At 73.6% G+C, this 12,681-nt stretch carries 11 protein-coding genes; 6 read left to right on the plus strand and 5 right to left on the minus strand.

Going from position 1 to position 12,681, the window contains the following annotated elements:
* The first annotated feature begins 2 nt into the window (after window positions 1-2).
* The 3 genes from BIU98_RS03490 to BIU98_RS03500 all read left to right on the plus strand — a co-directional run bounded on the left by BIU98_RS03490 (window position 3) and on the right by BIU98_RS03500 (window position 3,081).
* A complete protein-coding gene (locus tag BIU98_RS03490) occupies window positions 3-1,145 on the plus strand; it encodes a glycosyltransferase family 1 protein (RefSeq protein WP_071271521.1) in 1,143 nt (380 codons plus the stop codon).
* Between the two features lie 91 nt (window positions 1,146-1,236).
* Entirely contained in the window at window positions 1,237-1,968 is a 732-nt protein-coding gene (locus BIU98_RS03495; protein ID WP_071271524.1) for a hypothetical protein, read from the plus strand.
* Window positions 1,969-2,079: 111 nt separating this feature from the next.
* Window positions 2,080-3,081 carry a GH25 family lysozyme gene (locus BIU98_RS03500; RefSeq protein WP_083392932.1) on the plus strand — a complete coding sequence of 334 codons (1,002 nt, stop codon included), beginning with the start codon at window positions 2,080-2,082 and terminating at the stop codon, window positions 3,079-3,081.
* 123 nt (window positions 3,082-3,204) lie between these two features.
* On the opposite strand, the gene purE is transcribed toward BIU98_RS03500, so the two are convergent.
* The 3 genes from purE to BIU98_RS03515 all read right to left on the minus strand — a co-directional run bounded on the left by purE (window position 3,205) and on the right by BIU98_RS03515 (window position 6,765).
* Complete coding sequence (gene purE, locus BIU98_RS03505) at window positions 3,205-3,672, minus strand: 5-(carboxyamino)imidazole ribonucleotide mutase (RefSeq protein WP_175481282.1); 468 nt, start codon at window positions 3,670-3,672, stop codon at window positions 3,205-3,207.
* A gap of 82 nt (window positions 3,673-3,754) precedes the next feature.
* Window positions 3,755-5,425: a glycoside hydrolase family 6 protein gene (locus BIU98_RS03510; RefSeq protein ID WP_071271530.1), complete on the minus strand. Its 1,671-nt coding sequence runs from the start codon at window positions 5,423-5,425 to the stop codon at window positions 3,755-3,757.
* Between the two features lie 203 nt (window positions 5,426-5,628).
* Entirely contained in the window at window positions 5,629-6,765 is a 1,137-nt protein-coding gene (locus BIU98_RS03515) for a 5-(carboxyamino)imidazole ribonucleotide synthase (protein ID WP_071271533.1), read from the minus strand.
* A 134-nt stretch (window positions 6,766-6,899) separates the two neighbouring features.
* Between BIU98_RS03515 and BIU98_RS03520 the strand changes: the two genes are divergently transcribed.
* The gene (locus BIU98_RS03520; protein WP_139200543.1) at window positions 6,900-7,439 is read left to right on the plus strand and encodes a GtrA family protein; all 540 of its coding nucleotides are present in this window, start codon (window positions 6,900-6,902) and stop codon (window positions 7,437-7,439) included.
* A gap of 61 nt (window positions 7,440-7,500) precedes the next feature.
* Window positions 7,501-9,063, plus strand: coding sequence for a DUF2142 domain-containing protein (locus BIU98_RS03525; protein WP_071271536.1), 1,563 nt, complete (start codon window positions 7,501-7,503; stop codon window positions 9,061-9,063).
* 102 nt (window positions 9,064-9,165) lie between these two features.
* On the opposite strand, the gene BIU98_RS03530 is transcribed toward BIU98_RS03525, so the two are convergent.
* Window positions 9,166-10,146, minus strand: coding sequence for a lysylphosphatidylglycerol synthase domain-containing protein (locus BIU98_RS03530; RefSeq protein WP_083392934.1), 981 nt, complete (start codon window positions 10,144-10,146; stop codon window positions 9,166-9,168).
* On the minus strand, window positions 10,143-11,366 hold the full coding sequence (locus BIU98_RS03535; RefSeq protein WP_175481280.1) for a polysaccharide pyruvyl transferase family protein: 1,224 nt from the start codon (window positions 11,364-11,366) through the stop codon (window positions 10,143-10,145). The genes BIU98_RS03530 and BIU98_RS03535 overlap by 4 nt, the downstream gene beginning before the upstream one ends.
* A gap of 125 nt (window positions 11,367-11,491) precedes the next feature.
* Here BIU98_RS03535 and BIU98_RS03540 point away from each other — a divergent pair, with 125 nt between their 5' ends.
* A complete protein-coding gene (locus BIU98_RS03540) occupies window positions 11,492-12,676 on the plus strand; it encodes a glycosyltransferase (RefSeq protein ID WP_071271545.1) in 1,185 nt (394 codons plus the stop codon).
* The last annotated feature ends 5 nt before the right edge of the window (window positions 12,677-12,681 follow it).

The following is a 12,681-nucleotide window of genomic DNA, read 5'->3' on the forward strand; positions in this document are numbered from 1 at the left end:
CCATGACCACTCTCCGCGTGATCGTGGACCAGGTGATCGCCCCGGTCCCGGGTGGGATCGGCCGCTACGCGGAGGAACTGACCCGGCACCTCATCGCCACCGCACCGGCTGGCTGCGAGGTCGAGGCCGTCGTCTCGGCCGCCCCCGCAGCGGACATCGAGCGGCTCACCACGCTCCTGCCGGGACTCGGCGGACTCGAGCGCCTGGCGCTCCCACGCCGCGAGCTCTCCCTCGCGTGGCAGGCCGGTCTGGCCAAGGGCGCTTCGCGCGGCATGGTCCACGCGCCGAGCGTCCTCGCGCCCCTGGTGAAGCACAACCGGTTCCAGGACGTCGGCCACCAGACGGTCGTCACCGTGCACGACACGGTGCCGTGGACGCACCCGGAGACCCTGACGCCACGGGGCGTGCACTTCCACAAGGCGATGGTCCGTCGGGCGTGGAAGTACGCCGACGCGGTCGTCGTGCCGACCCACGCGGTCGCCGCGGAGCTCAACAGCATCCACCGCTTCGACGAACGCCTGCGCGTGATCGGCGGTGCGACGAGCGGACGGCTCACGGTGCCCGTCGACGCCGACCTCCGCGCCGAGCGGCTCGGGCTGCCCGACCGCTACGTGCTCGCCGTCGGCACCCTCGAACCGCGCAAGGGACTGCGCTTCCTCATCGAGGCGATGGCGCACCACGACGCCCCCGCCGAGGTGCCGCTCGTCATCGCCGGCCCGGACGGCTGGGGCGACGTCGACGTGCACGGCCTCGCTGAAGGCGCCGGCCTCACGCCGGACCGCGTCAAGGTGCTCGGCCGGATCGACGACGCAGACCTCGCCGTGGCGTACTCACGCGCATCGGTGTTCGTCTTCCCGAGCCTCGCCGAGGGCTTCGGTCTGCCGGTCATCGAGGCCATGAGCTTCGGCACGCCGGTCGTGCACTCCGACGACGCCGCCGTGCGCGAGGTCGCCTCGGACGCCGGCGTCACCGTCGCCACGTCGCCGCGCGAGTCCTACCCCGAGCGTCTCGCGCAGGCCGTCTACCAGGTCGTCAACGACCCGCTCCTGGCCGGCCAGCTCGCCGTCGCGGGACCGGACCGCGCCCGGATGTTCGACTGGCGCGACTCCGCCGAGGAGACCTGGGCCCTGCACGCCGACCTCTGAGCCGGCGCCGCGTCGATCACGGCTCGGCATCGATCACGACCACCGCCGTGTCCTCCGGTCGACACCCGTCGGGCACTGTCAGGATCGGCTCATGTCCCGACGACGCCCAGCAGCCACGGCCCGCACCATCCCGACCGCCATCGCCATCGGTCTCGGCCTGACCGTCGTGCTCGCCGGCTGCACGGGCGGGGACACCCCGAGCCCGAGCACCTCGGCGACGTCGACTCGGTCCGCCTCCCCCACGCCGACCGCCACCAGGACCGCCGCCCCCACGACGGCACCGTCCTCGACCGCCACGGCGGCCCCGGCTCCTGCCCCGTCGACGCCAGCAGCCCAGCCGACCGACGACCCCGGCGACGGCAGCGGCAGCGGCACCGGGACGGGCAACGGCGGGGGTGCCGACGCGCCGGCGACCATCGACTGGGCGAACGTCACGAAGCAGGGCGTCGCCGCTGCCGGTGGCGGCACGGTCGTCTCGCTGATCGGGTCCGGCGACTCCTGGACCGTCCTCGTCGCCGGTCCGGACGGCGCCCAGACCCAGTCCGTCGTGTCCGCCAGTCTCGGCCGCGTCACCTCCGGACCGTTCCCGAAGGACGCCGACGCCGCCACCGCCGCGGTGAACGCCGCCAGGGCGAAGTCGCTGCAGGTCGACGCCGCCGCGGCGGCGACCAAGGCGATCGCCGCCGTCCCGGGCAGCGCCCTGGGCTCCCTCGTGCTCGGCGGCCCCGGGACGGCTCCCGTCTGGACCGCGTCCGTGTCGGTGTCCGGCGCCACCACGACGGTGACGGTGGACGGCCTGTCGGGGGCGACCCGAGCCTCCTGACCACTCGTCGGCGCGGACGGGGGCATCGCGCCTGTCGGAAGCCCTGGGTAGCATCATCGGACGCGCCGGGGGTCAGGCCTCGTCGTGCTGAGCTCGACGAGGAGAGACGTCATGCCCACACCCCGTTCCGACATGCCCGCAGCCGGGCTGTCCCGTCGCTGGTGGATGACCACCCTGGTCGCCGTGTGCTCGGGGGTGCTCGTCGCCGGACCCTCCCTGCCCTCCGCTGACGCCGCCACCAGCAGCACTGCCAGCACCGTCAGCACCGCCAGCTCCAGCCCCGCCTCGACGGCGTCCGCCGCCACCGGCACGCCGGACCCCTCACTCGCGACGATGGACGCCGTCGGCGACCACACCATGGGCGCGAGCATCGCCGCTCGCGCCGCCCAGGCCGGCGCCGCTGCCGGCACGACCATGCGCACCAGCCCGCAGGCCACCACCTCGGCCGCTGCGGGCGGACCGCCGCCGTACCAGGTGCAGGGCATGGACGTCAGCGCGTGGCAGCCCGACGTCGACTGGCGCGCCGCCTACCGCACCGGCGCGCGGTTCGCGTACATCAAGGCCTCCGAGGGCGTGACCTACCAGAGCCGGACGTACGTGCAGCAGTACGAGCAGTCCCGCGCCGCTGGCTTCATCCGCGGCGGGTACGTCTACGCACAGCCCGCACAGGCGAGCGGCCGCGCCACGGCGGACTTCTTCTTCAAGTCGATGGGCCAGTGGAACCCCGACGGGTGGACGCTGCCCCCGCTGCTCGACATCGAGTACGGCAGCGCGGCGCAGGGCGCGTGCTACGGGCTCAGCTGGAGCCGGATGCGGACGTGGATCCGGAGCTTCTCGGACACCGTGCACCAGCGCACGGGTCGGTGGCCGGCGATCTACACCACCACGGACTGGTGGCAGAAGTGCACGAACGACAGCCGGGCGTTCTCGAAGAACCCGCTGTTCGTGGCGATGTGGCCGAGCCGGGACTTCTCCTCGCCGGGCACGCTCGGGCGCAGCTGGTCGCAGTGGCGGTTCTGGCAGTGGGCCGCGGAGGGCGTGTTCCCGGGCGACCAGGACGTCTACCGGTCCTCGATGACGAACCTGCGGCAGTTCGCGGCGAAGCGCGAGTAGTCGGTCAGCGCGCCGCGCGGCCGTCGAGACACCCCGACGGCCGCGCGGCCACCCCGAGCGGCACGACGCCGCTCAGGGAAGCCGTGACGAGCGACAGGCAGCAGGCGGCATGTCCCGCCGCCGTCAGAGCTGGTCGCGCAGCGCCGCCGCCTTGGCCTCGACGAGCTCCTCGAGGCCCGCGGCGTAGTCGGCGAGCCGGGCAGCGACCGCGGGCTCGGACGACCCGATGATGCGCGCGGCGAAGAGCCCGGCGTTGGCCGCGCCGTTGATCGCCATCGTCGCGACCGGGATCCCGGCGGGCATCTGCACGATCGAGAGCAGCGAGTCGAGCCCGTCGAGCCGGGCGAGCTGCACCGGCACGCCGATGACGGGCAGCGTGGTCACCGACGCGACCATCCCCGGCAGGTGCGCGGCACCGCCGGCGCCGGCGATCACCACGCGGATGCCTCGGGCTGCAGCGCCGCGGCCGAAGCGCATCATCTTGTCCGGCGTGCGGTGCGCCGACACGACGTCGGCCTCGAACGGGATGCCGAGCTCGGTGAGGATGTCGGCGGCGGCGCGCATCGTGGGCCAGTCCGAGTCGGACCCCATGATGATCGAGACGAGGGGCGCGGGAGCGGTGGAGTCGGTCACCCGACGAGCCTACCGAGCCGACCCGACGCGACCGCCCCGCCTACCGCCCCCGCACGGTCACGGTCCGGCACTTCGTGGTGACGTCCCGCCCCGCACCGATGTTCGTCGCGCGGACGCACACCGAGCGCTTCCCGGCCCGCGCCGGCAGCACCGTCCGGAACCCGTGCGACGGTCCGGCCCCCACGGCGACGTCGACGTCCGTCCGGGTGCGCGACGCTGCCAACCGCCGCACGACCGCCCCGTCGACCCGCAGCGTGACGCTGACGGACGCCGCGGTGTCGTCGCCGTCGTACGCGGAGCCCTGCACGGTGATGCCGCCGGTGGTCGCCGTCGCCGACGACACTCGGAGGACGGGGTCGTGGCCGAAGACCGTGGTCCGTTCGCAGCCGAGCCGGACGTCGCGCCCCTGTCCGGTGTTGACCGCGGTGACGCAGACGGTGCGGGGACCGGGCTTCGCCGGGACCACGAGGTCGTACCCGTGCTCGGCCCCAACGCCGTACGTGTCGGCGACGTCCTGCCGGGTGAGCGCGGCGGTGGACCGAGCGGCGACCCGCCCGTCCACGGTGACGCGGAGCCCGAGTGCCCGGCTCGGGGCGTCCTCGTCGAACGCCCACCCGCGCACCCGGACGGCCTCGCCGGCACCGGTCGCGGCGTCGAGCGTCCCCATCGGCGACCGCAGCGCCGGGGGCGTGCCGACCCGCGCGTTCGCGACGAGGGCCTGCGCGTACGCGGACCACCACGCCCCAGCGGTCGGGCCGCCGTTGCAGGTGCCGTCGCTCGCACCCGGGGTCTTCACCCAGAGGAGCGCGTCGAGCGCCGTGCCGTCGGCGACGACCCGCGGCGACGTCCCGAGACCGGCGCCGGGGGCGTTGCACCAGGTGCCGCGCCAGCCCTGTCCGTTCCGGGAGGTGTCGATGACGTAGTGCGCGCCGCCGGTCAGTGCGGAGACCTTCTCGGCGTAGGCCTGCTCCTGCGCGGCCGGGTAGTAGTTCGCGACGTTCGTGAAGAAGCCGCGGGCGTCCCGCACGCCGGCGCTGGTCAGCCGGGCGGCCATCGTCGCGGGCTGCACCCAGTTCGAGTTGCCGGCGTCGAGGTACGCGGGGACCCCGGCGGCGGTGAACGCGGCGACCTCGCGGGACAGGATCCGGTACCGCTGCTGGTCGAGGGCTGCCGTGCACCGGTCGTTGCTGAGCATCGCGAGCGAGTCCGGCTCGACGACGACCGCAGCGCGCTTGCCCGCGAGCTTCGACGCGATCCGGTCGACCCACGCGTCGTAGGACGTCTCGTCGAACCCACCGGCCGAGTACCCGCCGCAGTCGCGCTGCGGGATGGCGTAGGTGACGAAGACGGCGGTGGTCCCGTTCGCGGCGGCCCCGGCGGTCGCGGTGTCGAGCGTCCGGTCCAGCGCGGCACCGGTCGTCCACTCGCCGAGCCAGGTCGCGACCGGGTACCGCGCGATGGTCGACGCGGCCCGCGCACCGGCCGGGTCCGACGACGCCAGCGCCGTGGCGGCCTTCGCCGCCTCACTGGTCGGCGACGTGTACTGCCCGTTCCCGTAGAGCGCGGTTGAGGACGCGGTGTGCACGGCCGCTGATGTCAGCGCACCGGCGGGTGCCGCGGGCAGGACGACGGCCCCGACGGTGAGCGCGACGACGGCCGCTGCGACGGTGGCAGCACCGGTACGGGCGCTGGCGCGCGGACGGCGTGGCATGGACGGCTCCCCTGGACGGACTTCCCCTGACCCGTCCATGGCACCACGCCGTGCGGACGCCGACCAGCCGCCAGAGCGGGTGCCACCTGGACGGGTGGCAGCCGCCGTGGACGTGGGGACCCACCGGACGGGAGGCTCGTGGCGGGCCAGCCACGAGCCTCCCGTCCGGTGTCCGCTCGCCGCCGTCGGCCGCGCCGGCCGGGTCAGTCGTCGAAGTGCGCCGCTGCGCTCCGCGCCCGGTAGACGACGTCGTCGACGTCGTCGCCGGTCACGGTGACGTGCCCGATCTTCCGGCCCGGGCGCGGGGCCTTGCCGTAGAAGTGGTACTTCGCCTCGGGGAAGGCCGCGAGGGCCGCCGGGTAGCGTCCAGCGAGGTCACCGTCCGCCGGACCACCGAGGACGTTGACCATCACGGCCACCGGTGCGTTCGTGCCGGTGGCACCGAGCGGCAGGTCCAGGACCGCGCGGAGGTGCTGTTCGAACTGGCTCGTCGTCGCGCCGTCGATCGACCAGTGGCCGGTGTTGTGCGGCCGCATCGCGAGCTCGTTGATGAGGATCCGCTCGTCACCGGTCTGGAACAGCTCGACCGCGAGCACCCCCGTGACGTCGAGCTCCTCGGCGATGCGCACCGCGATCGACTCGGCGAGGTCGGCCAGGCGACCGGCGCTGTCAGGGGCGGGGGCGATGACCTCGGCGCAGACGCCGTCACGCTGCTCGGTCTCGACGAGCGGCCACGCGACGACCTCACCGGACGAACGGCGGGCGACGGACTGCGCGAGCTCGCGGGTGAAGGGCACGAACTCCTCGGCGAGGAGCGCCTGCGCGCCGCCGGTCTCCCCGACCGCGACGAACCAGTCGTCGACGTCGGCGGGGTCGGTCACGACGCGGACGCCCTTGCCGTCGTAGCCGCCGCGGGCGGTCTTGACGACGGCCCTGCCACCGTGCGCGTCGAGGAAGGCGCGCAGCTCGTCGGGGCTGTGGACGGCGGCCCAGTCCGGCACCGGCAGCCCGAGCTCGGTGAGCCGGGTGCGCATCACGATCTTGTCCTGGGCCACGGCGAGCGCGTCGGGACCGGGGCGCACCGCGACGCCGGCTGCGACGAGGGTGCGCAGGACGTCCTGCGGCACGTGCTCGTGGTCGAACGTGACGACGTCGACGTCCCGCGCGAAGGCCAGCACCGTCTCGGCGTCGTGGTAGTCGCCCTCGGCCGTCGCGGCGATCGCCGCGGACATGTCCGGGCCCTCGGCCAGGACCCGGATGTCGATCCCGAGCTCCACCGCCGCCGGCACCATCATCCGGGCGAGCTGCCCTCCACCGACGACTCCGACGCGCAACGCCATGCTGTGTGTTCCTTCCGTCGTTCTCACCGTGCCGGGAGACCCGGTCGTCTACGATTCCGGGTGGCCGATCGCCGATCGACCACGCGCCGTCCTGCGGACCGGCCAGCGACAACTCTACGGATCCAGGAGGCCGCGTGCGGCGTCTCATCGCACAGCTCGCCCGCTTCGGCATCGTCGGAGCGGTCGGCTTCGTCGTCGACTTCGCGGTGTTCAACCTGCTGCGCGCGACGGTGTTCTCGCCGGACGAGGTCCACTCCGGGCCGTTCTGGGCCAAGGTCGTCTCGACGGTCGTCGCCATCTTCGTGAACTGGATGGGCAACCGGTACTGGACGTTCCGCCACCAGCGCCGCTCGGTCGCCGCGAAGGAGGGCCTGGAGTTCGTGGTCGTGTCGCTCGGCGGCATGGTCATCTCGCTCGGGTGCCTCGCCGTGTCGCACTACGCGCTCGGCTACACCTCGGCACTGGCGGACAACATCTCCGGCAACGTGATCGGGCTGGTCCTCGGCACCGCCTTCCGCTTCTGGCTGTACAAGGCGTGGGTCTACCACCCCGACCGGGTCCAGCAGGAGAGCGACCGCGTCGACGGCGACGTCCCCGCGCAGCAGGACCGAGGCGCGCAGCAGGACCGAGGCGTCCAGCAGGACCAGGGCGCCCGTCAGTCCCACGACGCCTGACCGTCCCGGGGCGCACCGTCCCGCCCGGCCGTGCCGCTGGGCGCTCCCCTAGGCTTGCTGCGTGCAGTCCTCGATCCCGTCCGCCCCGCCAGCCGCGAGGTGGGAGCGGGTCACCATCGCCGTCGTCACGGTCACCTTCGGGCTCTGGCTCCTCGTCTGGGCCCTCGTCGTGCCGGTGTTCCAGGCCCCCGACGAGACCGCGCACATCGACGCCGCCGTGCACCTGGCCCTCGGTGACGCCTGGTCAGCGCCCGGTGACCTGCACGTGCTGAACGCCGTCCAGGCCGCCGCCGGACAGCAGGCGACGCTCCCGTCGGACCAGTGGTCCACGTTCGCGGGCCTCCTCAGCGGTGCCCCCGGGGTCTCCGACACCGTCAACCAGATGACCCAGCACCCGCCGGCCGCCTACCTGGTGTACGCGGTGACGCTCAAGGCCGTGCACTTCGCGGACCTGCGGTGGGACCACGCGGTCCTGGCGCTGCGCCTGGTGGACGTCGTCGCCGTCACCGCCCTGCCGCTCCTGGCGTGGGCGTCCGTGCGCCGCCTGACGCGGTCGCCCGTCGCCGCCCTCGTCGGTGCGCTCGCCCTGTTCGCGACGCCGCAGCTCGCGTCCATCGCGTCCTCGGTGTCGAACGACGCCCCCGTCATGCTGTTCGCCGGCGTCGTGGTGTGGCTCGCGACCCGGCTCCTCACCGGGGACCTGCGCTGGCGCACCACGGTCACACTCGGTGTCGTCCTCGGTGCGCTCATCTGGGTCAAGGGGACCGGGCTGCCGGCGATCCCCTTCGTCGCGCTCGTCGTGCTCGTCGCCGGTGCCGGCGTCCTGCCGCTCCGGACCCGGCTGGTGCGGACGCTCGTCGTCCTCGGCACCGGTGCGGTCGTCGGCGCCTGGTGGTGGGTCCACAACCTCGTCGCGTACCACCGCCTGCAGCCGAACGGGTACGCGGCGATGCGGCCGCCGAAGGACTTCCCACCGGGCGAGCACCCGACGCTCGGGCACTTCCTCGACGTCAGCTGGGGCACCCTCGCCAGGACGTTCTGGGGCAGCCCCGGCATCAAGGCGCAGGTCAGCATCGGTGACGTCCTCACGAGCGTCCTGACACTGGTCGCCCTGGCCGCCGTGGTCGGCTTCGCGTTCCGTCGCGGGCCGGAGCTCCGAGCCGTCGTCGTGCTCGCGGTGTTCCCGGCGCTGCTCATCGGCATCCAGACGTACACGAGCGCGCACGCCTACCTCACCACCACCGAGGTCGCCGCCACCCAGGGCCGCTACTACTTCCCCGCGGTCATCTGCCTCATCGCGCTCAGCGCGGTCGCCTGGCAGCGGATCCCCCGCACGGCTGCCGGGCGTCGCGTGCTCGCCGTGGCGCTCGCCCTCGCCGCCCCCGCCGTCGGCGTGTACGGCCTGGTGGTCGTCGGGACCTGGTTCTGGAACGCCGCTACCCTCTTGCCGACCCGCGCGGGCATCGACCGCTGGGCGGCGCTCGGTCCGGTGTCGCCGGTGGTCGTCGCCGCGCTGCTCGTCCTGGTGGCCGTGGGGCTCGTCGTCGCGGTGGTCGCGATCGTCCGCGGGTCACGGACGCACCAGCCGGGAGGCCCCACCCCGGTCACGACGACGGCCGCCTGACCCGCGCGGTGCGGGTCGGACGGCCGTGGTCGGGTCCGGTGGGGCAGGTGCCGGTGCCGGTGCCGGTGCCGGTGCCGGTGCCGGTGCGGGTGTGGCTACCGGTCAGGCCGCCGGTTCGACCGTCGGCTCGTCGAGGCGGTCCGGCTTCGGCCGGAACCACATGGGCACCGACGCGCAGAGCAGGAACAGGCCGTCCACGGCCAGGCTCCAGACGCGGGTGACGACGACGACCACGAGCGCGATCGGGCCGGGCATCACGAGCGCGAGCAGGAGCGCCTGCACGCCCTCGCGCACCCCGAGGCCGCCGGGCGCGAACACCGCGAGCATGCTGATCGCGGACGCCATGCTGGCCGCACCGATGACGAACGTCGCGTCGCTGAGCTTCAGCGACGGGTACACCGCCAGGGTGATGAAGTAGTACGCCGTGCCCGACAGGACCGCTCCGGCGACGTAGAGCCCGGCGCCGCCGAGCACGGTGCCGAGGTTCGGGGTCACGTCGTCGTCGAGGGGCTTCCGGCGCAGGATCCGCAGCGCGGTGCTGATGAGGAAGACGAACACCCGCGGGATCAGGCACACCGCGCAGCCGACGAACGCGACGATCATCAGCACGATGATCCACGGGTCGAGCGCGTGCGTCCTCGGGTCGATGAGCAGCAGGACCAGGGCGAGCGCCAGGGTCGCGGCGATCTGCAGCGCACCCTCGAGCAGCCCGCTGACGCCGAGCCGCGCCTTCGACACCCCGTGCTTCGACGCGAAGTAGACCTTGCCGATGATCCAGGTCGCGGCGCCCGGGATGTAACGGCCCATCCAGCTCTTGGCGTAGACGTGCGTGAGCGTGACCCCGCTGCCCTTCAGCCCCGTGGCACCGAGCCGGCGGAGCAGGTAGAACCAGATCCCGACGCCCCAGTACCGGAACCCGAGGCTGATTGCCGTGGCGACGGCGACCCACCACCAGTTCCACTTGATGCCGGCGAGCTGCCCCCAGTCCACGCTGCGGACGTAGAGGAACAGGAAGAGCGCGAGCAGGACGTAGAACACGATCGGGATGACCCGACGCGCCACCGCACGCATGCGCGGGCTCATCGGACGCCCTCGGTCCCCTCGGCGAAGTCGGCCTGCAGTCGCTCGGTCATCGACGCCACCCCGGCAGCGAGGTCGGCGACGACCTGGTCGCGGTGCTCGTCGAGGTCCTCGAGCGAGGCGAGGACGTCCTCGACGAACGTCGGCTCGAGCGACTGCTCGATCGGGCGGGCGTACCGCTGCATGCCGATCTGCTCGAAGAACAGCCGGCCCTTGTCGACGTAGTAGAGCACCGTCGCGGGGACCCCGGCGATGGTGGCGACGATCGCGGAGTGCAGGCGGCTGGCGATGAACAGCCGGCTGCGGGACATCAGGCCGGCGTACTCGGCCGGCGAGAACTCGTCGGCGTCGACCACGAAGGCCCGGTCGGCGTGCCGCATCCGCGCGATGACCTCGCGGGCGAAGGCGGCGTCGCCCTCGGAGGCCTCCATGTGCATCGGGTAGAAGACGACGTCGGCATCCCAGCGGTCGACGACCCGGTCGACCAGCTCCGCGAGCGCGGCGCGGTAGGTGGCGAGCTCGGCCGACTCGGCCTGCGACCCGCGGAGGCGTGCCGGGACGAAGCGGAACGGGATCCAGCCGCTGCGCTTGTAGTGGAACCAGCGGCGCACGCCGATGCCGATCGAGCCGTCGAGGCGCTCCGCGACGAGCCCGGTCGTGCGCTCGAGCCGGGCCAGCACGTCGGCGTCCGGCGTGGTCACGGTCCCGACGACCGCGGGGTCGAACGAGGAGATCACCGGCGTCCGGACACCCCACGACCGGAGCTTCTCGCGGGACTCGTCGTCGCGCACGATGAAGACCGAGGTCAGGTCGACGGTGGCGCGGATGAGCCGCTTGCTGACGTCGGCCGAGGTCGGCCCGATCCCCTGGAACGCCCCGATGACCTGGCGGTTCACCAGCCGCAGCAGCACGAGCTTGAGCAGCCAGTAGACCAGCCCGAGCTTGTTCGTGTAGTCCTTCAGGATCTCGCCGCCGCCCCACAGGACGACGTCGGCGCCCCGTGCGGCGCGGAGCAGCCGGAGCATGTCCCCGATCCCCGTGCTGTACGGCGACACCGGCAGGAACCGGATGCCGAACCAGGCCGCGTCGCGCTCCGGGTACTGCGAGAGCGACACGATCTCGGCGCCGGGCCAGCGACGCCGGGCGAGCTCGATGTTCCCCGCCAGGATGGCGCGGTCGCCTCGGTTGTGGGGGGAATCGCTATTGTGGATCAGTACGCGCACGGGTCTCCTGCTCGGGGTCTGGCCCGCTGCCTGCCTTCTGGTCGTTCGGCACGGGCCCACAGCAGGGTACCAACCGCGGCGCGCCCCTCGACGACCGCCCACCGATCCCCGGAGGACACCGCCAGATGCCCGCGTCCCACCGCCCCCGTCTGCTCGTCCTCGCGTCGACGTTCCCCGCGACGCCTGACGACGGCGTCCCCGCGTTCGTGCTCGACCTCGCTCGACAGGAAGCCACCGAGTTCGACACCGCCGTGCTCACGCCGCGGGTGTCCGGTGGCGCCCGCTCGGAGACCATCGACGGCGTCCGGGTCGTGCGGTTCCCCTACTTCCCCCGCCGGTTCGAGGACCTCGCCGACGGCGCCATCCTCGACAACCTCAAGGAACGGCGTTCGCGCATCGTGCAGGTGCCGGCGCTCCTCGCCGCGCAGTACGTCGCCGTCCGCCGTGCCGTGCGCGCCTTCCGCCCCGACGTCGTCCACGCGCACTGGGCGATCCCGCAGGCCCTCGTCGCGGTGCTCGCCGCGCCGGGCGTCCCGATCGTCGTCACCACGCACGGCGGCGACGTCTACGCCCTGCGCGCCGCGCCCCTCGTGGCGCTGAAGCGCTGGGTGTTCTCCCGCTCCGCCCGCGTCACGACCGTCAACGGCGAGATGCGTGAGCGCCTGACCGAGTGGGGCGTGCCCGAGGCCCGTTCGAGCGTCATCCCGATGGGCGTCGACCTCGCGCCGGCCCTCGCCGCACGCGACCGCGTCGAGCGGCGCCCCGGCCGGGTCGTCGCCGTCGGTCGGCTCGTCGAGAAGAAGGGCTTCGGCAACCTCCTCGAGGCGCTGCGCGGCATCGACGACCTGCCGTGGGAGCTCGTCGTGGTCGGTGACGGCCCCTGGCGCGAGCGGCTCGAGCGCCAGGCCGCCGGGCTCCCGGTGACGTTCCTCGGGCAGCGCGGCAAGACCGAGGTCCTCGAGACGCTGGCGTCCGCGACCGCCGTGGCCCTGCCGTCGGTCGCGGCGGCGAACGGCGACCAGGAGGGCCTGCCGGTCACCCTGCTCGAGGCCGCCGCCGTCGGTGCCGCGATCGTCGCGAGCGACCTGCCCGGCATCCGCGACGTCGTCGAGCAGGACGTCTCCGGGGTGCTCGTCACGCCGGGCAACGTGCCGGAGCTCCGCGCCGGTCTCCGTCGGGCGCTGACCGACGCCGACGCCCGCGCGCGGTGGCAGGACGGCGCGACGGCGTCGGCGCAGGACTTCTCGACGGAGCGGATCGGCGAGCGCTACCGCGCCGTGCTGCGGGACGCGGTCGCCGACCGGCGCTGACCCGG

This window comes from Curtobacterium sp. MMLR14_010, from assembly GCF_001865015.1.
GTDB lineage: Bacteria > Actinomycetota > Actinomycetes > Actinomycetales > Microbacteriaceae > Curtobacterium.